Here is a 19,583-nt window from a genome sequence, read left to right on the forward strand (position 1 = left end):
GGCAAGGCGCATGCTTTCCCATGTGGCTGGCGGCGGCTTTCGTGCCGCCAATCTTCGCTTGCACAACGCGCATGGTTCTTGCGATGCTGCTGCAAATCGCCGCCCAAAATGCCCGCCGACCACTTTCAGCCCGAAAAACTCATCGCCGCCGGACCTTCGGCGAAGGTGTATCGCGGCATGGAACCAGCCACTGGGCGCAAGGTGCTGATCAAAGCGCTGCTGCACGATCATGAGACCGCGCAGCCGCTGGATCGCGAGCAGTTGCAACTGCTCGCCCCATCGCTCATGCAGCTGCGCCATCCGCAGATCGCGGGACTCATCACCCTGCTGCCCACGGAGGATGAGTTTGCGCTCATCTATGAATTCATGCCGGGATTGAACGCGCGCGCCTTTGCAGCGGAGCGCAAACCGACGCCGACCGATCTCCGTGCGCTCGCGGTGCAGCTCATGCATGCGCTGCTGGTGGGCGAGCATCTGCGCCAGCCGCATGGCGATCTGAAACCGAGCAACCTCATCATCGCCGACCACCCTGGCGGCGGCTTGTTCCTCCAGGTGCAGGACTGGGGCCAGTCGCTGGCACGCAGGGAGCATCCGCCGGAGACGCTATGGTTTCGCGCACCCGAACTCCACGCGGGCGGCACACCGACGACGCAAAGCGATCTGTTCACCGCCGCCGCGAGCCTGTTCTGCATCGCCACCAACACCGCACCTGCCCAAGGTGACACCGTGGAGCAGGTCATGACAGACTGGCGGGCATTCAACGCCGGACAGGTGCTCAGCCACATGCGTCCTGATTTGGACCAGCCGTTGCGCGACTGGCTGGGCTGGCTGCTCAATCTCGCCCCACAACAGCGTCCACACTCAGTGGCGCAGGCACTGGATGCCTTGATGCTCAGCATGCAGACCGGCTTCACCTACATGCAGCAGCAGGCACCGGCCATGGCGCCCGGTACGATGACCGGACCATTGGTCTCGGCTGTGCATCCCAATACGCCCAAGCCGAAACCGATTGTGCCCAAGTCATCGCCCGCAGCAGCCGCACAGCCAGAAGCGGCGGCGAAACAAGGTTCCGGCAGCCGTTTCTTGATCGCCGTGGTGCTCAATCTCGCCGCCTTCGTGCTGAGCGGCATTTTCCTCTGGCCGTTCATTCGTGAAGCGATCTCTGATTGGAAATTCACCACCACTGCAAGCAGCACGGTCAAAGCCGCCGCCATGGCTCCGCCATCCGCACCGGACCACGCTGGCAAACCAACGCCCACGGTTACGCAAGCCAAGTCTGCTGTGACCACCAGCGTCGCGAAACCGCCGGTGGCTCCCGCTGCGAGCGGTCCCGGCTTGAACGGGCGTTTTGTGCGCATCGAGATCCCCGTCAGCCGCGGTATTCTCAACCTCGCTGAAGTGCAGGTCTTCAGCGGTGGCGAGAATCTCTCTCTCAAAGGCACCGCCACGCAGAGCAGCGTCAGTGGCGAAGGAAGGCCCGAACTAGCCATCGACGGCAACACGGATGGCGACAAGACCAAGAACAAAAGCGTCATGCACACCAATGGCAACGCACGCGGCGCGCCGTGGTGGGAGGTCGATCTCGGTCGCGATGCGCCGGTGCAGACCATCGTCATCTGGAATCGCACTGACGCGGAATACGGTGACCGCACCGTGAACCTCACAGTGCAGGTGCTCGACGCGGAAAAGCAGGTTGTTTGGCAGAAAAAGGGCCTCCCAAAGCCCGACCCGTCGCTCGAACTCGCTGTCGGCCAATGAAGCGGCCCAACAGCATTTTCCATGCGGCGGGCACTGATTTCGCATGTGAGTCCGGCGTATGAATCTCCAATCGTGAAAAGCTCCCCAGCCCTTCTTTTGTTCCTGCTCGCGTCGCCCGCCGCCGCTATCGACTTCGTTCGGGACATCCAACCGATCTTCAGTGAGCACTGCTACCAGTGCCACGGCCCGCACAAGCAGGAAGCCGCGTTCCGTCTCGATCACAAGCCCAGCACTCTTAAAGGCGGCGACTTCGGCATCGCCATCGTTCCCGGCAAGGCCGAGGAGAGCCGCCTCATGCACGCCGTGCTTGGCACGAATCCAAAAATTCGCATGCCACGCAAAGGCGGTCCGCTCACCGCCGATCAAATCGCGAAGCTCAAAATCTGGATCGATACCGGAGCCATTTGGCCGGACAGCGCGAGCGTGAAGCTCGAGCAAAAAACTGATCATTGGGCTTTCAAGCCGCCCGTGAAGCCGAAAGTGCCCGCGAATGCCAAGCATCCCATTGATGCGTTCATCCGTGAGCGCCTCGAAAAAGAAGGCCTCCAACCTTCACCAAGAGCCGCGCCGGAAACCCTGCGTCGTCGCTTGCACCTTGATCTCGTGGGCCTGCCGCCGGATCCGTCCGACCTGTCAGACCCGTCAGACTTGTCCGACAAACTTCTGCAGTCCCCCCACTTCGGCGAACGCTGGGCACGTCACTGGCTCGACGCCGCACATTATGCCGACAGCAACGGCTATGAGAAAGACCCCATGCGCTTCATCTGGTTCTATCGTGACTGGGTCATCAGCGCCTTCAACCGCGACCTGCCCTACGACCAGTTCATCATCCAGCAGCTTGCCGGCGATCAGCTTCCCAAGCCCACGCAGGATCAAATCGTCGCCACCGGCTTTCTGCGCAACACCATGGTCAACGAAGAAGGCGGCGTCGATCCCGAGCAGTTCCGCATGGAGGCCATGTTCGACCGCATGGACACCATCGGCAAAAGCATCCTCGGCCTCACCATCGGCTGCACGCAGTGCCACAACCACAAGTACGATCCCATCACGCAGGAGGAGTACTACCGCATGTTCGCCTTCCTCAACAACGACAACGAGCCATGGCGCGTCGTGTACACCGCCAGCGAGCAGATGCAGCGCTCCACATTGCTTGCTCGCATCGCCGAACTCGAAGCCAAGCTCAAACACGATCATCCCGACTGGCAGCAGCGCATGAACGCCTGGTCCACCGGCATCAAGACCGCGCAGCCGAAATGGCGCACGCTCAGTTTTGAAGACGATCCCTCCGGCGGCGAAAAAGCACTGCGTCAGGCGGATGGCAGCATCCTTGCACAAGGCTACGCGCCGACGAAATCCGAGGTGAAGTTCGTGGTGAAGCTCGAAACGCCCGTCACTATCAGCGCTTTCCGGCTCGAACTCATGAACGACCCCAATCTGCCCGCCTACGGCCCCGGACGTTCGCAGAAAGGCACCGCCGCCCTCACCGAGTTCAACGTGGAGATGAAGATCGACGGCAAGATGACGAAGCTGAAGTTTGTCAAAGCCAGCGCCGACTTTGGCGAGCCGGAGAACACGCCGCTCGCGCCGTTTGCCCGCGATCAAGACGCCGCGAAAGACAAACGTGTCACCGGACCAGTGAGCTACGCCATCGACGGCAACGACAAAACCGCCTGGGGCATCAATGCCGGTCCCGGCCGCCGCAACGTGCCGCGCAACGCCGTCTTCGTGCTCGAAAAACCCGTCGAGGTGAAACCTGACGTCGAACTCACCGTCGGCCTCAGCATGAAACACGGCGGCTGGAACAGTGATGACCTGCAAACCATGAATCTCGGCCGCTATCGCATCAGCAGCACCGAAGCGCCCAATGCGGAGGCCGATCCACTGTATGGCAAGAAGTCCGAGTTCACCGCCTTCCGCACCACCGTCCCCGAGTGGAAATCCATCAATGACGAAATCGAAGCCGCATGGCAGCAGCACCCTGAAGGCACCACCACGCTCGTGCTCGATGCACGCGACCAGCCGCGCATGACCGCGCTGCTAAAACGCGGTGACTTTACCAAACCCGGCGGTTCAGTCACCGCTGGCGTGCCCGCCATCCTCAATCCACTCCCGCAGAACGCGGATGGCAGCCGTTTGACCTTCGCGAAGTGGCTGGTGAGCAAACAATCGCCCACCACGGCCCGTGCTTTCGTCAATCGAGTGTGGCAGACCGTTTTCGGCACCGGTTTGGTCGAAACCGCCGAAGACTTCGGCACGCAGGGCAGCCCCCCGAGTCATCCTGAACTGCTCGACTGGCTCGCCGCCGACTTCATGGAGCACAACTGGAGCACCAAGCATCTGCTGAAGCTGATCATCACCAGCGAAACCTATCAGCAGTCCAGCAACGTCACGCCGCAACTCCTCGAACGCGATCCCTACAACCGCCTCCTCGCTCGCGGACCGCGATTCCGCGTCGAGGGTGAAGTCGTGCGCGACATCCAACTCGCCGCCAGCGGCCTGCTCAATTCCGAAGTCGGCGGACGTCCTGTCATGCCGCCAGCACCCGCGCATCTCTTCGAAAAACCCGCCAGCTACGCGCCCTTCCCGTGGAAAGTCGAGGACGGTGCTGAGAAGTATCGCCGCAGCGTTTATGTCTTCCGCCGCCGCAGCACGCCGTATCCGTTTTTGAGCACCTTCGACGTGCCCAACGGCGAATCCTCCTGCATTCGTCGCTCCAAGAGCAACACACCATTGCAGGCGCTCATGACGCTCAATGAAACCATGAGCATGGAGACCGCCAAGGCCCTCGGTGAACGCATGTGGCTGGAAGGTGGCGCTAATGATGCCTCTCGCATCGCCCACGGCTTCAAACTCTGCACCGGTCGTGCTCCGAGCACCAAAGAAGCCGCCGTCCTCCTTGCGATGCTGAAACGCCACCAGTCCCAGCCCGGCGAGATTGACCCACACACCCTCGTCGCCCGCGTCCTGCTTAATCTCGACGAGACGATCACGAAGGAGTGACCCAGTGGGATGGGTGTGGCGACAGCCCGCCCGTCCATCTGGCGCACACGCAAGGTCCACCACCCCAAACAGTCGGGCGGTGCTGCGATGTTGATTCTGATCGCATGCGGGAGACGATTGCGGAGTTGCTTCGGGCAAAGTGACTTGGTAACGATGGCACCTTATGATTCTCGACACCCTCGACCACGCCGCCCGCTATGAATCGCTGAATTCGCGCTTTGCGAAGGCTTTCGCTTTCCTCCGCACGGTGGATGGCACGCAAGCGCTCGGACGGCATGATCTTGATGGCGACCACTGCTTCGCGTTGGTGCAGACGTATGAGACGAAGCCGATAGAGAAGGCCAAATTTGAGGCGCATCGCAAATACATCGACGTGCAGTTCATTTACAGCGGGCGTGAGACGATCCTGTGGGCACCGCTGACGGCGATGCGGGAGGAGACGATGGCCTACACCGAAGAAAAAGAGGCGGCGCTGTGGAAGTTGGTGGCTGATATGACGCCGTTGCACATGAGCGCCGGTCAATTCGCAATTCTGGCTCCCCAAGACGCCCACGCGCCGTGCGTGGAATGGGATAAGCCGGAACAGGTGTTCAAGGTGGTGGTGAAGGTGGCGGTGGAGTAAGTTTCAGCCCCACAGGCTCTGCAACACTTCGGCTTCCTTCAAGCCGAGCGGGAATTTCTTGCTGAACGGATGATCGACGATGCCCGCGAACTGACGCAGCGCGTGATAGATGTGTTCGGGGCGGACGCGGACGCCTTTGGCTTTGTCGGTGGCGAGTGTGTGCGGATTGAGCGGCACATGGAGCTGACCGTCGTCGGTGGCACCAAGGACGCGGTTGCCTTTGATGCCGGGGCCAATGAACATGATGGAGCCGACGGACCAGTGGTCTTTGCCATTGCCTTTGTTGTAGTCCGGCGTGCGGCCCATTTCGCTTTGAATGATGACGACGAGCTTGTCGCGGATCTTGAGTTCCTCCGCGCGGCGGATGAAATAGGCGATGCCAGCGAGGAACTCGGGGATGAGCTTCATTTGATCGACATCGTTGTTCGCGTGGCTGTCGAACTGGCCAATGCTGAGATTTGCGGAGACACAGACGCCCGCCTTGAAGGAAGCGAGTGCGATCTCGGCCTGTTGTGAGAGACGTTCCTTCGGGATGCTCTTCGGAATGAACGGCGTGACACGTTGCAGGGCCTTGGAGTTCACCTGCGCGGCATAGAGCATGCTTTGCGCACGTTCCTGACGCGGGAGACGGATTTGAGAAGTACGGGCGGCATTTTGCTCCTCCAGCGCCCGCTCGATGCGGTCGAGAGCGAAGTCGTCGTGGTAGGGTGAACGCGGATTGCCTTCAACGAAGTCAGCGTTGGCGATGCGCTGGAGCGATTGCGGATACGGCACACGCGACATGGCGACGACGTTGCCAGTGTTAGAGTAATTGCCGAAGGTGAGGAACGAGATCGGGCACGTCGGGCCTTTGCACGCGGCGACGAGGGCGGCGAAGGTCGGGTAGGCGAGGCTGTCGAGCTTGCCGGTGGCCATGTAGCGTGCGCCGGGCGAGTGATTATTCACCGAGTAGTCGAGGCCATTGAGCGTGAGCAGCTCGCTGCCGAACTCCTTATAGAAGTCCTCGTTGCTCATGCCGGCCTGGATGTGTTTCGCGTTGGGCGCGAACTTGTGCGTGCCGTGCGTGAGGATGTCGCCCTCTTTGTAGAGGCGGTTGATTTCGTTGATACCCTTCGGGTCCATCAGGTAGGTGGTGTCCCAGCCGCCGGAGGCATTGAACACGACGTAATATGGCCCCTCGTAAGCCGGGTTTTCCTTTGACGCAGCGCATAGGGCACGCGGAATCGAAAGACCGAGTCCGGCGAGCGTGCAGCATTTGATGAAGTCGCGTCTCATGATGGTTTACTCGTAGAGGAAGTCGTGCTGGCGGAGGAGGTAGGTCACCACGCCACGCCAGGCACGCACGGTGTAATGCGGATCGGGGGAGGGTTTTTGATCAGGTGCCGGACGGCAGTAATAGCTCTCTTGTTTCTCCACGCCCTTGCGTTCATGCGCATCAGCGAGGATGTCCGAGAAGAGCTGGAAGGTGCGTTCGACCTCCGCTGCCTCGACGCGTCCAAGAATGCGCTGATGCAGATGCTCGATGGCTTTGCGGAGTTGCGCGTTCTTCTCGGTGGTTCCGGGCTGCACATCAGGCTCGATATGTGGAAACAGCACGCGTTCTGCGGCTGGTCGGCTGAAATCGAGCGCGGTTGCCTTGCAGGCGACATCGTTGGACAAAAGACGCTGGATCGCACCCATCGCACCGCTGGGATCGAGAGCGCGTTCGGTGACTTCCTTGGAATCGATGCCGCCGTAAAGCATTCCGAGCCCGCCATCGTTGCTATGCAGGCGGCCCCAGCCTTTGCCGAAGATCGCCGCAAGTTTTCGCTCAACTTGCTCGGGTGCGAGCATTCGCACGATGCCGAGGTCGTCGAGTTCGGCCTCTCGCTCTGGATTGATCGCGACAGTGGTGAGTCCGTCGGCGCGATAGAAGTCGGAGGTGACCCAGTCTTTGAACACATGCTTCAAATTGAAGCCGCTTTTGGCAAATTTTGCCGCGACGGTCTCGATGAGTGCGCGCTGCTCCTGCTGCGCGCGGTGCCGGGCCGTGAAAAGCGGATCATCGAGATCTTTTGGCGACAGCAGCACTTTGCGGCCGGTGAGGATGTAATAAACATGCTCGACCATCGCGACGGCGAAGCGCGGATCTTTCGCCGTTCGCTCACCGAGCCATTGCAGCGAGCGCCAGCGCTCGGCGGGGGCCAAGTCTTCACCTTCATAGCCAGGACCGAACATGTCAGTAAACCAGCCTTCCTTGCGCTTGCCATACACGCCTTGCTCCGCGAAGCGCCAGTAGTCCTGAAACAGTCCAGCAACAGGATCGAGCGTTTTGTGGCACACGACGCACTCGGCGGCCTCCATGGTCGGCACTTTGTATTTCGCGGTCGCTGCTGCCGCATCCGACACACGCGCGGCGAGTTCCAGCACATCCACACCGAGAAAGTGTTGGTAATACATGCGCGCCCGCAGCCGGTTGCGGTTCGTCTCCGTCGTCGGATAGCGGCACAGGTACTGGAAGGTGCTGAGCAAGCCTGCGTGCGGATAGAAACCCGTCGCCGACTCCTGATCCTGCTGTTTGCTGCGGCCCTTCAAGGCCTTGAGCTTCACCGGCACATACTCAAAGGGATCGTCCACGTTTTTGAACTGCGCTTTGATCTCCACAAAGACACCGTAGCCGCGTGCGGAATAGGGCGTGACCATGATGTAGTCCGCCGTGACGATCTCGGTGAAGGGCTTGTCGTTGCGCACGATGTGCTCAATGAGCCGCATGGGTTCGCCGTGGATGGCTTCGCGATACTGGTTGGCGAGCTTGTAACCGGCCAGCCTGCGTTCCTTCTCGTCTTTGATGTGGCTGAGGTCGTGCTTCTGATACCACAGCCGCGTGTTCTGGAAGTGATCATACGACAAGAACGTCTCCGCATTGCCATCAGCGCCGACGGTGAGGAAGATGTCGTTAAACCCCTCACGCAGTCGGTCGTAGAAGGCGTCTTCCTTCATCAACGCATCGAGCACTTTCGACAAAGCATTCGGCTTGCCGAGAGATTTCAGTTCCGCATCACTCGGCAGGCGACCTGCGAGCGACAAGGCCACGCGCCGCAGCAGGCGCTGATCATCGAGCATCGAAACGCCATCGAAGAACGGTGGTGCGTTCTTGGCGGCAGCCGCAGGTGGTGACTGCGGGCTGTCGAGCCGGCGCACGAAGTCGGACAGGATGCGATAGCCGGTGGAATCAGGTTTAAGCACCTCCTCGCCCTCATGATCGAGCTTGCCCGTGGCTTTGAGCAGCAGACGCGATTGATCGTCCTTCAGCGATTTCGCCATGCGCGTGAAGGCTGCGTGATTGTGAATCTGTGACACATGACGGCCTGGAGTTTGATCACGCGCCGGGTCCTGGAGCACAAAATTGCTGTCCTCCGCATCACCGCCGTTCTTGTGGCACTTCAAACACGAGTGCGCGCCGACTTTGGGCCAGACTTCCTCGGTGAAATACGAGTCAGCGCCTGCTGCATGGATCGTGACCGTGATCAGCAGGGTCAGTGCTGGCAGGAGGCTGGTGGGTCGTTTCATCGGGCAGTGATTCAAACGTGAACGACTGGAGTTACTTTCCTCGGCAACAGGCCGCCGCTTCATCCCGTAGGTTTGTGCCCCCTGATGAAGCTGACGCCTGCTGTTTTCCTTTGCTCCCTCGCCGTGACTGCTCACGGCGCAGACGCCGTGCTCACATTTGAAAAGGACGTGCGGCCGATCTTAAAGACGCACTGCACGCATTGCCATGGCGAGGAGGAGAAGCCCAAGGGCGGACTCGATCTGCGGTTGCGGCGGTTCATGGACAAGGTGCTCGATGAGGGCAAGCATGTCCTTGTACCGGGACAGCCGGAGAAAAGTGAGATGGTGCAGCTCATTCGCAGCGGCGAGATGCCGCAGAAGGGCGCGAAGATGTCGGCGGCGGAACTGGCGGTGATTGAGAAATGGATCGCGCAAGGTGCGAAGACGGCGAAGACGGAGCCGCTAGTGCTTGCGCCGGGACCGCTGATTTCCGATGAGGATCGTGAGTATTGGGCCTTCCAGCCGGTGAAACGGCCTGCAGTTCCTCAAATCGTAAATCATAAATCAAGAATCATAAATCCGATTGATGCGTTCCTGCTGCACACGATGCGCGAGAAGGGGCTCGACTTTGCGCCTGAAGCAGATCGGCGAACGTTGATCCGGCGTGTGACGCTCGATTTGACCGGTCTGCTGCCGACGCCGGAGGAAGTGGAGGCATTTGTCGCGGATCAGTCGCCGGCGGCCTATGAGCAGCTCGTGGAGCGCCTGCTGGCGTCAAAAACTTATGGCGAGCGTTGGGCGCGGCATTGGCTGGATGTGGTCGGCTATGCGGACTCGAATGGTTACTCGGAGGCGGATTCGGTGCGCCCGCAGGCATGGCGTTATCGTGACTATGTGATTCGCTCGATGAACGAGGACAAGCCGTGGAGCGAGTTCATTCAAGAGCAGCTCGCGGGTGATGAACTCGCCGGTGCCACGCATGGCGATTATCAGCAGGCGGTGCTCGATCCGAAGCGTCGGGATGACCTCACGGCCACTGCTTTCCTGCGCATGGCCCCCGATGGCACAGGCGATGGCGCGGATGATCCAAAGCTCGCGAAGAATCAAGTCATTGCCGAGCAGATGAAAATCGTGACCTCGTCGCTCATGGGCATGACGGTGGCGTGCGCGCAATGTCACGATCATCGCTACGATCCGATCACGCAGGCCGACTATTACCGGCTGCGTGCGATCTTTGATCCTGGCTACAACTGGGAGGCGTGGCGTGCACCGGCGCAGCGGCTTTACTCGCTTTACACGCCGGAGGAACGAGCGAGGGCGAATGAGATCGAAAAGCGCGTGGGCGACATCAATCGTGAAGCGCAGGCAATGAGCAAAAAGTTTCTCGACGAAATCTTCGAGGTCGAAATTCTCAAGCTCCCGGAAGCCGAACGCGCATCGTTCCGCGTCGCACGCGCCACGCCGAAGGACAAGCAAACACCGGAGCAGAAGGCGCTCATCAAGAAGTATCCGTCAGCACTCGCGACCTATTCGCTTGATCTCTACGACAAGAAGAAACAGGATTTGGTGCTCGCCAAGATGGCGGAGGGCGAAAAGCTGCGCGAGACGAGGCCAGCCGAGGGCTTCGTGATGGCGCTCACGGAAATGAAAGGTCAGACCCCGGCTAGCAAACTCTTCAATCGCGGGGATCACGATCAGCCGAAGCAAGTCGTGACTCCTGGCGAGTTGAGCGTCATCGCGAAACCGGAGATCGAGCCGTTCAAACCGGCCACGGTGAGCACGGGATCCTCCGGTCGTCGTCTCGCGTATGCGCAGTGGCTCACGTGCGGCAAGCATCCGCTCGTCGCCCGCGTGCTGGTGAACCGCTTTTGGTTGAATCACATGGGTCGCGGCATCGTGAACACACCCGGCGATTTCGGCAGGCAGGGTGAATTGCCCACGCATCCCGAACTGCTCGACTGGCTCGCCGATGAGTTTATGAAGGGCGGCTGGGAATTGAAACCGCTGCACCGGCTCATCCTGCTGAGCACCGCGTATCGGCAGTCGTCATCGTCCGATGCCTCGCTGCGTGCCGATCCGGAGAACAGGCTTTACGCCCGCTTCAAAATGCACCGCCTTGATGCCGAGACGCTGCGCGACTCGATGCTCGCGGCGACGGGTTCTTTGATTCAGGCGAGCTACGGACCGCCGAGCGGCATCGGACGCGATCCGTCGGGACGCGTCGTTGTCGGCATCGACAAAGGCACCATCACCGCCAACAAAGTGGAGAGCGCTGGCGCGGATGACTTCCGCCGCTCCATCTATGTGCAGGTGCGCCGCAGCCGGCCGGTCACCGTGCTCGACACCTTCGATGCGCCCACCATGGTGCCGAACTGCGAGATGCGCGCCCAGACCACCGTCGCTCCGCAGTCGTTGCTGCTGATGAACGACACCTTCATCCTCGATAACGCACGCCGTCTCGCCGACCACTTGCAGGCGCAGGCGCCGGATGATCGCCGCACGCAGCTTCAGCGCGCCTGGAATCTGCTCTACAGCAAGCCGCCGACCGAAGCCGACCTCGTGCGCAGTCTGTCGTATCTCGATGAGCAGACGAAAGCGCTCACGCAATACCATCACGACATCCAACACGCGAAGGGCGTGCCCAAGCCCAATCCACCGCAGGAGGCGATGGCCAGCCTGTGTCAGATCTTGTGCAGCTCGAACCGGTTTTTGTATGTGGAGTGATCGCTTTGGCTATTCGCCAAGAAGAAACTTGGCTGCTGTCACAAGTTCTTCGCGCACACGGCGTTGATCGCTCGCGGTGCCGCGCAGGAACTCGGCGGCACGGACAGGTGCATCCGAGTCGATGTGGCAGAAGTCTCGCCTCAGTTCCTCAACGGCCGCGTTGTAAGCTGTGTTGTTGTGTCTGGCCTCGGCATGAAATGCCGTCAGCGCCGCCTGCGGGCCGTCGATTTGTCCGTAACGCGATTGGTGTGGCGCGCCACAGCGGTTGACAGCGAAAGCCCGCCCGCCTACTCTCCGCCGCTTTCGAGCGTGGCGAGGTAGCAAAGTGGTAATGCACTGGTCTGCAAAACCGGTATGCGCGGGTTCAATTCCCGCCCTCGCCTCCACTTTGAAATTCAATGGTTTACGTAGTGAAGTTCGGAAAGTAAGAACACGTTCGGCCACCTCCCATGATGTTTGAGGAGAGTCAGAGGCTTTGATCAAGTTTGGCCAACATTTTGAGTTTCCGGGCGTGCCCTAGAGTGAAACTTCGCAACAGTGGATTTCATCGGCTTGCTTCGAGGAAGGCGCTCTGTTAGCCGTGCCATGCCAGATGCCACCATTTCGCGCGTATAAATTTCATCGAATGAACCGCCCGCATCTCTGCTCACGCCGTCACTTTCTTCATGCTAATGGCTTCGGCCTTGGCACGCTCGGGCTTGCTTCGTTGCTGGAACGCGACGGGCTTCTCGCCGCACCGGTGAAGCCGGAGTTGTTTGGTGCGGCGCGTTACGATCTGACGCCGAAGAAGCCGCACTTTGAGCCGCGGGCGAAGGCGATGATCTCGATGTTCATGATGGGCGGTCCGTCGCAGATGGATCTGTTCGATCCGAAGCCGATGCTGACGAAGTATGACGGCCAGAAGTTCCCCGGTGAGATCAAATACGACAACCTAGCGCAGGCGTCGTCGAAGTGCTTCGGCTCGCCGTGGAAGTTCGCGAAGCAGGGGCAGTGTGGCATGGAGTTGAGCGAGTTGCTGCCGAATCTGAGCAAGGTGGTGGATGACATCACGCTGATTCGTTCGATGACCTCCGGCGTGAGCAATCACGCGCAGGGCCTCTACGCGATGAATGCGGGACGCAGCGTGGCGGGGCGTCCGGCGCTGGGCTCGTGGCTCACCTATGGCCTCGGCAGCGAGACGGACAATCTGCCTGCCTACATGGTGCTCTCGCATCCCGGCGGTCTGCCCACTTTCCAGGGCGAGCATTTCACCAACGGCTGGCTGCCCTCGCTGTTCCAGGGTACGCTAATCCGGCCTACCGAGCCGCGCATTTTGAATCTCGATCCGCCGCCATCGCTCGCTGGTGCTCCGCAGGATCGCCAGCTCGCGTTGTTGAAGGCCTTCAACGAAGAACATCTCGCGCAGCATCCTGGCGAACTCGACTTGCAGGCACGCATTTCCAGCTACGAACTCGCGGCGAACATGCAGACCGCTGCGAAGGAGGCGCTCGACATCTCGAAGGAGCCGGAGCACATCAAGAAACTCTACGGCGTGGACAATCCGGCGACGAAAGATTACGCCACGCGCTGCATCATCGCGCGTCGTCTTGTCGAGCGCGGCGTACGCTATGTGCAGGTGCTCAATGCAGGCCAGTCGTGGGATCAACACGGCGGTCTCATCACGGCGCTGCCAAAGAATTGCGAAGCCACCGACCAGCCGAGCGCCGCACTGCTCATTGATTTGAAACAACGCGGCCTGCTCGACACCACTGTCGTGCATTGGGGCGGCGAAATGGGTCGTCTGCCCGTGCTGCAAAACGACGCGGGCCGCGAGAAATGGGGCCGCGATCACAACACCTACGGCTTCAGCATGTGGGTCGCCGGTGGCGGCTTTAAAAAAGGCCATATCCACGGCGAAACCGACGAGTTCGGCCACAAGGCCATCATCGACGAGGTAAAGCACTTCGATTATCACGCCACGCTGCTCAAACTCTTCGGCCTCGACCACAGCAAGCTCACCTACAAGCGCAACGGCCTCGCTGCGAGCCTCACGGACAATCAGGGCGCGAAGGTGGTGGAGCAACTCATCGCATAACTCGCAGTCATCTCACCGCGCGGCATCAGGGCAAGATCACCGGCATCGCAGGTGTCGTCGCGTGGGTGCTGCCCGCGCCGAAGGAATCGACTTTCTGGCGCGACTGAGTCAACACTTCCGGCAGCGCCAACGCACACTCGTTTCATTCCCGTGACAGCACGGACGACACGATGAGCGCAGAGATGATTTTGAAAATGACCGCATCCCTTCCGACCTCTGCGGTCATTGTGGCTCGCTTCGCGGCTTCGCAACTGCGGCTCCATGCAGAACCATCAATTCGTCAGCAAGCCTTCGAGTTTGGCCAGCGCGATGGCCTTCGCGTCAAAGCTCAGGAAGCGCGTGCAGCCAAGATGCAGCGCCGAGGCGACGTGCATGATGTCGTAAGTGCGGAAGCCATGCTTCGCGGTGTGGCGGCCGACGAGGGAGTCGAACTGCGCATCAATGTTGATCGGCGTGAGGGACGTGCGTTTCAGAAAACAGCCCGCATCCAGGTCGGCCTCAAAACTAGATTTTGCGGCATAAGCATGCTCTTGCGTGACACGCCATTGGCCGCCCGTGCGGCTCTCGAAGACCATGCGCTGGAATCCATTCGTGACCTCTTGCCTGAGCAAATCTGTCACTGCTATCGGCATGACGGCCTTGATGTCAGGCCTCGTGACCCATTGATAGGCTTCACCGCTGCCATCAAAATCAAGATAGAGGCGGATCAGCAAATTGGCATCGACATAAACGCTCATATCTCGCCGGCGATGATGCGGTTGATGCCATCATTCTCCGCAGCCGGTGGAGGGATTAATCCCATCTCCCGCAGACGTTTCCAGCGCGCAGGGAAATCTGGCACGATGTCATCCGCAACCTCATCAACGACTGGTTTGGCCGCCGGCTTCTTGGTGACCTCAAACGTCTCGCCTCCGCTGGTGCGCACGCTCGCGCTGCCGAAGCGGCGGGCCGCGTCGAAAACCTTCGCCACATCGGGCGCGAAGTCCTGGATCGTGAAGGTGGCTGCCTGGGTGCTCATGCGCCAAGGGTGCTCTCCCGGCCCCGATCTGTCAACGCTCCAAACCACGGAGAAACCATAGAGAGACCCGTCACCGACAGCGTTTGTTTCACCGCATGTTGATTTGCCGCGTTCTCCAAGCCTCACTCGTCTGCGTCATCGCCTCGGTGACGAGTGCGGGCGCGCAGGACGTGGCTTTTTTTGAAGCAAAGGTGCTGCCAGTGTTGAAGGCGCGCTGCTATGAGTGCCATTCGCATGAGAAGAAGATGAAAGGCGGGTTGACGCTCGATTCAAAACCCGGCTGGGAGGAAGGCGGCGAGAATGGGCCGGCAATCATGGTGGGGAAGCCGGAGGAGAGTCTCATCATCAAAATGGTGCGCTGGACGGGCAAGGACCATCAGATGCCACCGAAGGAAAAACTGCCGGCTGCGGAGATTGCGGTGTTGGAGGAATGGGTGAAGCGCGGCGCACCTGATCCGCGCGTGCTGGTGACGCGGCCGACTTCGACAGACTGGTGGTCGCTAAAACCGCTGCCAAGGAAGGGCGCTTTGCAAGCGCCCAAGGCGGTTGAAAACCGCCTCTCCTTGAATCCGATTGATGCCTTCATCGGTGCGCGGCTTGCGGAAAGAAAGATCACGTTATCGGCAGAGGCGGATCGCCGCACTTTGATACGGCGTGTGATGTTCGATCTGCACGGACTGCCGCCGACGCTGGCGGAAGTGGAGGCGTTTGCGCGTGAAGGTGATTATGAGGCGTTGGTGGATCGTTTGCTCGCGTCGCCGCGCTATGGCGAGCGATGGGCGCGGCACTGGCTGGACACGATTCACTTCGCGGAGACGCACGGCTGCGGTCACGATCTGCCGCGTGATCATGCGTGGCGGTATCGCGACTACGTCATCGAGTCGCTGAACAACGACAAGCCGTGGCCGCGCTTTGTGCGTGAGCAATTGGCGGCGGATCGCTTGTTCCCGGAAGAGCCGCAACTCATCACGGCGCTCGGTTTTCTCGGTGCGGGCGTATTTGATCACAGCGCATATCAGACGGCGCCGACGAACTTCGATTACCTCGACCGCGATGACCTGGTCACACAAACGATGGCCGCTTTCACCAGCACCACGGCGAACTGCGCCCGCTGCCACGCGCATAAGTTCGATCCGATCACGCAGGAGGACTACTACGCGTTGCAATCGGTCTTCGCGGGTATCATCGAGGGCGATGTGGCCTTTGATGAAAGCGTGAGTGTTTCGCAACAGCGTAAGCGCTGGCAGTCGCTCATCACCGCAGCAGATGCGCAGGACAAAGCAGTGCTGCTGACACCGGAGAATGCGGCGCTCGTCGCCGCATGGGAGAAACTACAGGGGCCGCCGGTGAAGTGGACGACACTGAGCTATGAGAGCTTCATCAGCACCGAAGGCTCGGCGCTTTCACGCAGTGGAGATGTCATCATCTCCGGCGGAGGGAAGCCAGACAAAGACACCTATGTCATCACCACCGCCGTGCCACTCGGCAAGGTGACGGCTTTGCAGATCGACACGCTCGCTGACAAATCATTGCCCATGAACGGGCCGGGCAGACAGGACAATGGCAATCTGACGCTCAGTGAAATCGAGGCGCAGCTTTTTGAGCCGGGCACGGCGCAACCGGTGAAGCTGAAGTTCTCGCGTGCCACCGCTGACTTCGATCAACAAGGCTGGACGTCGTCGATGGCGATGGATGGCAATCCCGCCACAGGCTGGGGCATTCATCCGGCGGTCGGGCAATCACATCATGCGGTGTTTGAACTGGCGCAGCCGCTCACATTGAAGCTCGGCGCAAAGCTCACGATCTCGCTGAGGCAGTTGTCGGGGAAATCTCATCTCATCGGCCGCTTCAAGCTCTCCGCGACCGGCGAATCGGCTGCACATGCCGCAGCCATGCCAGTTCTTGCCTCCGAATCGCTCGCCATCCCGGTGGAGAAGCGCAGTGTGCCGCAGCGCCTCGCTCTCGCTGCTCATGCGTTACGCATTCACGCCAATGAAGAAGCGGACAAACTGCCTGCGCCATCGCTCGTGTATGCCGCAGGCAAGAAGGCGGGGGTGTTGCTCGCCGTGAGCAAAGGTACGCCCACCACGATCGCGAAGCCGAAGGTCGTGCAGTTGCTGAAGCGTGGCGAGTTCGGCAAGCCGATGGCCGAGGTGCCCAGCGGTTCGCTCAGCGCCGTGGCTGCATTGCCTGCTCGATTCACTGCCGCACACGGGGGCGATGAATCGGAGCGCCGTGCCGCGCTCGCGGATTGGATTGCCGATGACAAAAACCCGCTCACCTGGCGCAGCATCGCGAACCGTGTGTGGCACTATCATTTCGGTCGCGGCATCTGCGATACGCCGAGCGATTTCGGGCGCATGGGCGGCGTGCCTTCGCATCCCGAACTGCTCGACTGGCTCGCGTGTGAACTGCGCGACAGCGGCGGCTCTTTGAAGCATCTGCATCGCCTCATCGTCACCAGCGCCGCGTATCGCCAGAGCAGCGAGCACCGCGACGATGCCGCGAAGCTCGACGGCGACAATCGCCTGCTCTGGCGCATGAACCGCCTGCGACTCGATGCGGACAGCTACCGCGACTTCGTCCTCGCCGCCGCGGACAAACTCGACCTCACCGTCGGCGGTCCCAGCGAGCGGCAATTCATCACCGGCCCGCCCGTGCAACTCACGCCCACGCTCGACTACGCCGCCTACGACTGGTCCGCGTTGCCGAAACATCGCCGCAGCATCTACCGCTTCGTCTGGCGCGGTGTGCCCGACCCTTTCATGGACACGCTCGATTTCCCCGACCTCGGATTGCTCGCCCCGAGCCGCAGTTTCTCCGCGTCCTCGCTGCAATCCCTCGCGCTCTACAACAACAGCTTCGTCCTGCACTTCAGCAGCGAACTGGCCAAACAAATCACCACGCCCGCCGATGCCATCCGCCGCATCCTGTTGCGCGAACCGACGGCGGATGAACTCCGCGACTTCACCACCTACGCACAGAAGAACGGCCTCGCCGCCCTCTGCCGCGTGCTCATCAACAGCAACGAGTTTCTCTTTGTGAACTGAGTCCATGAATCATGAAATACATCCTTAACTTCCATCCCGTCTTTCGTTTGGCGATAACAGCCTGCGCCGCGTCATTGATGAGCACCTCCGCCGTTGCCGATGATTCGCCACTGTGGGATTTGTCGCGAAATGATATTCTCCCCGCGCTGCGGTCGGGAGCCGTCGAGAAGGTGGAGGGCGCGGTCAAGTTGCGCGACGGCGCGGCGTTCGCTGTGCCACCGGAGGCATTTCCCGACCAGGCGAACTTCACCGTGCAGGTCACCCTTTCACTCGATGCGCTGGTGCAGGATGCGGTCTTTACCGCGATGCGAAAACAGAGCGAGCAGGACGACGGATTTTCCTTCTACTTCAACTACCGCGACAACCCGTATTACGCACGACAGGTCAACTCCGTGGTGAACAACATCCTCATGACTGGCGGCTCGCTGAACGGTCGTCTGGAGCCAAAGCTCGACACGCCCTATACCCTCACCATCGCAGTCCGCAAAGGCCTCGCGACGTTCTACCTCGACGACATTCCGTGCAAGACGTGCTTCATGGAACTCATCCCCAATCGCGAACCGATGTGGATTGGCCGCAACGCGAACCCGAAGGCGAAGACCATGCCCGTGACGATTCGCGGCGTGAAAGTGTTCGGTCCTTCCTTCAGCTATGTCTCGAAGCGCGAGTCCAAGCCCGAGTTCCCACGCGGCGCAGTCGCGGGCAAAGGCTGGGCGCTCGACGTTCCCAAGCTCGACCACCCCGATTGGCCGAAGGTGCTCATCTACGGGGACTCCATCTCCATGGGCTACAGCGGTTCCTTCATCCCGGAGATGTTGAAGCAGAAAGTCTATGTGTTTCACTGCGTGCATTTCGTTGGCGGTGACGTGCCCGAAGCCGCACTCACCGAGATGGCCGCGCGCTACAAGTTCGACGTGGTCGTCTTCAACAACGGTCTCCATTCCCTGAGTTGGACTCCCGACAAAGTCTCCGACACCGTCGTTCTGGAGCGCATGCAAAAGCTGACGCGTTGCTTCAAAAAAGGCGCACCACAGGCGAAGATTTACTATCTTCTCACCACGCCTCACACCGCCGCCAAATCGGCTCCAGACAAACCGGTCACTAGCCTCGGTGACAAGAACGATGTGGTCATCCGGCTGAACACGCTGTCGAGCCAAGTGATGAAAGAGGAAGGCATCGAGGTCATCGACGCCTATGCCCTCCTGGCCTCACACCTCGAACTCGCCGCAGGCGACAACTTCCACTGGCAAGGCCCCGCCTACCAGTTGCTCACCCAGGAAATCAGCAAGCGAGTCATGTCCACGCTGGAGAAATGCAAGTGATGAACACCATCAAGCTCACTCTCCTTTCCGCCCTGCTGCTCGCGCCGCAGGCCGCGCTCCACGCGGCCGATGCGCCTGCCACGGAATGGAAGAAATGAATCCCAACACAAAGCGCACCCTCACCGTTCCCAGCTACTTTTGGAAATCAGCTTGGCAGGTTGTTTGCCGAGTCGCTTGCAGGAACTCCGGGAAGCGATGGGTTTGAGCTACGTCTGCCCAGGCTCGTGAGCGTGGCATTAGCCGGGAATCCATCGGTAGGAGCAACGGTGGCTGCGTCAGACTGACCGCAGAGGAACCAGCGATTCGGGAATTGTGGACGAGGGGCTGAGGCCGCTCGCGAGGCATCTGCAGGACATCACGGTCGTGCAGGGCTGCTCGAATAAGTTTGCCAACGAAGGGCACTGGTGCTGCACATTCTGACTCACGGGCGCGAATCGGTATGCGGAGCCGGAGCAGAGCTTCCACAATGGCATCGGTGCCGATCAGG

Annotated in this window: 11 protein-coding genes and 1 tRNA gene; 8 read left to right on the forward strand and 4 right to left on the reverse strand. The window is 60.4% G+C overall.

Translation table 11 applies throughout. The features are described from left to right. Nucleotides 1-108 precede the first annotated feature (108 nt). The 3 genes from ACKVY0_RS07835 to ACKVY0_RS07845 all read left to right on the forward strand — a co-directional run bounded on the left by ACKVY0_RS07835 (nt 109) and on the right by ACKVY0_RS07845 (nt 5,380). Nucleotides 109-1,758 (forward strand): protein kinase domain-containing protein, encoded by a 1,650-nt coding sequence (locus ACKVY0_RS07835; RefSeq protein ID WP_409214244.1) that lies wholly within the window; start codon nt 109-111, stop codon nt 1,756-1,758. A 72-nt stretch (nt 1,759-1,830) separates the two neighbouring features. Then, entirely contained in the window at nt 1,831-4,758 is a 2,928-nt protein-coding gene (locus tag ACKVY0_RS07840; RefSeq protein WP_409214245.1) for a DUF1553 domain-containing protein, read from the forward strand. 163 nt (nt 4,759-4,921) lie between these two features. Next, a complete protein-coding gene (locus tag ACKVY0_RS07845; RefSeq protein WP_409214246.1) occupies nt 4,922-5,380 on the forward strand; it encodes a YhcH/YjgK/YiaL family protein in 459 nt (152 codons plus the stop codon). Between the two features lie 3 nt (nt 5,381-5,383). Here ACKVY0_RS07845 and ACKVY0_RS07850 read toward each other — a convergent pair whose 3' ends face one another. After that, a complete protein-coding gene (locus ACKVY0_RS07850; protein ID WP_409214247.1) occupies nt 5,384-6,655 on the reverse strand; it encodes a DUF1501 domain-containing protein in 1,272 nt (423 codons plus the stop codon). A gap of 6 nt (nt 6,656-6,661) precedes the next feature. Beyond that, nucleotides 6,662-8,929, reverse strand: a complete 2,268-nt coding sequence (locus ACKVY0_RS07855; protein ID WP_409214248.1) for a hypothetical protein — start codon at nt 8,927-8,929, stop codon at nt 6,662-6,664. An 84-nt stretch (nt 8,930-9,013) separates the two neighbouring features. On the opposite strand from ACKVY0_RS07855, the gene ACKVY0_RS07860 reads away from it, so the two are divergent. The 3 genes from ACKVY0_RS07860 to ACKVY0_RS07870 all read left to right on the forward strand — a co-directional run bounded on the left by ACKVY0_RS07860 (nt 9,014) and on the right by ACKVY0_RS07870 (nt 13,706). Next, entirely contained in the window at nt 9,014-11,632 is a 2,619-nt protein-coding gene (locus ACKVY0_RS07860; protein WP_409214249.1) for a PSD1 and planctomycete cytochrome C domain-containing protein, read from the forward strand. A 311-nt stretch (nt 11,633-11,943) separates the two neighbouring features. Next, nucleotides 11,944-12,018 (forward strand) — tRNA-Cys (locus ACKVY0_RS07865). A gap of 239 nt (nt 12,019-12,257) precedes the next feature. Then, the gene (locus ACKVY0_RS07870; protein WP_409214250.1) at nt 12,258-13,706 is read left to right on the forward strand and encodes a DUF1501 domain-containing protein; all 1,449 of its coding nucleotides are present in this window, start codon (nt 12,258-12,260) and stop codon (nt 13,704-13,706) included. A 272-nt stretch (nt 13,707-13,978) separates the two neighbouring features. Here the strand turns inward: ACKVY0_RS07870 and ACKVY0_RS07875 are convergent, their stop codons facing one another. Further along, nucleotides 13,979-14,443 (reverse strand): type II toxin-antitoxin system VapC family toxin, encoded by a 465-nt coding sequence (locus tag ACKVY0_RS07875; RefSeq protein WP_409214251.1) that lies wholly within the window; start codon nt 14,441-14,443, stop codon nt 13,979-13,981. Continuing rightward, nucleotides 14,440-14,724, reverse strand: a complete 285-nt coding sequence (locus ACKVY0_RS07880; RefSeq protein WP_409214252.1) for a hypothetical protein — start codon at nt 14,722-14,724, stop codon at nt 14,440-14,442. The genes ACKVY0_RS07875 and ACKVY0_RS07880 overlap by 4 nt, the downstream gene beginning before the upstream one ends. Nucleotides 14,725-14,819: 95 nt before the next feature. On the opposite strand from ACKVY0_RS07880, the gene ACKVY0_RS07885 reads away from it, so the two are divergent. Together ACKVY0_RS07885 and ACKVY0_RS07890 are read left to right on the forward strand one after the other, a co-directional pair. After that, nucleotides 14,820-17,774: a PSD1 and planctomycete cytochrome C domain-containing protein gene (locus ACKVY0_RS07885; protein WP_409214253.1), complete on the forward strand. Its 2,955-nt coding sequence runs from the start codon at nt 14,820-14,822 to the stop codon at nt 17,772-17,774. A gap of 11 nt (nt 17,775-17,785) precedes the next feature. Beyond that, nucleotides 17,786-19,096 carry an SGNH/GDSL hydrolase family protein gene (locus tag ACKVY0_RS07890; protein ID WP_409214254.1) on the forward strand — a complete coding sequence of 437 codons (1,311 nt, stop codon included), beginning with the start codon at nt 17,786-17,788 and terminating at the stop codon, nt 19,094-19,096. Nucleotides 19,097-19,583 lie beyond the last annotated feature (487 nt).

The sequence above is a fragment of the Prosthecobacter sp. genome, assembly GCF_046154365.1.
GTDB lineage: Bacteria > Verrucomicrobiota > Verrucomicrobiia > Verrucomicrobiales > Verrucomicrobiaceae > Prosthecobacter.

What these genes read in the sequence shown, in the direction of transcription:
- ACKVY0_RS07860 (WP_409214249.1), top strand. Translation starts at nt 9,014, where the DNA reads ATGAAGCTGACGCCTGCTGTTTTCCTTTGCTCCCTCGCCGTGACTGCT.
- ACKVY0_RS07850 (WP_409214247.1), bottom strand. Translation starts at nt 6,655, where the DNA reads ATGAGACGCGACTTCATCAAATGCTGCACGCTCGCCGGACTCGGTCTT.
- ACKVY0_RS07870 (WP_409214250.1), top strand. Translation starts at nt 12,258, where the DNA reads ATGAACCGCCCGCATCTCTGCTCACGCCGTCACTTTCTTCATGCTAAT.
- ACKVY0_RS07845 (WP_409214246.1), top strand. Translation starts at nt 4,922, where the DNA reads ATGATTCTCGACACCCTCGACCACGCCGCCCGCTATGAATCGCTGAAT.
- ACKVY0_RS07875 (WP_409214251.1), bottom strand. Translation starts at nt 14,443, where the DNA reads ATGAGCGTTTATGTCGATGCCAATTTGCTGATCCGCCTCTATCTTGAT.
- ACKVY0_RS07885 (WP_409214253.1), top strand. Translation starts at nt 14,820, where the DNA reads ATGTTGATTTGCCGCGTTCTCCAAGCCTCACTCGTCTGCGTCATCGCC.
- ACKVY0_RS07835 (WP_409214244.1), top strand. Translation starts at nt 109, where the DNA reads ATGCCCGCCGACCACTTTCAGCCCGAAAAACTCATCGCCGCCGGACCT.
- ACKVY0_RS07890 (WP_409214254.1), top strand. Translation starts at nt 17,786, where the DNA reads ATGAAATACATCCTTAACTTCCATCCCGTCTTTCGTTTGGCGATAACA.
- ACKVY0_RS07855 (WP_409214248.1), bottom strand. Translation starts at nt 8,929, where the DNA reads ATGAAACGACCCACCAGCCTCCTGCCAGCACTGACCCTGCTGATCACG.
- ACKVY0_RS07880 (WP_409214252.1), bottom strand. Translation starts at nt 14,724, where the DNA reads ATGAGCACCCAGGCAGCCACCTTCACGATCCAGGACTTCGCGCCCGAT.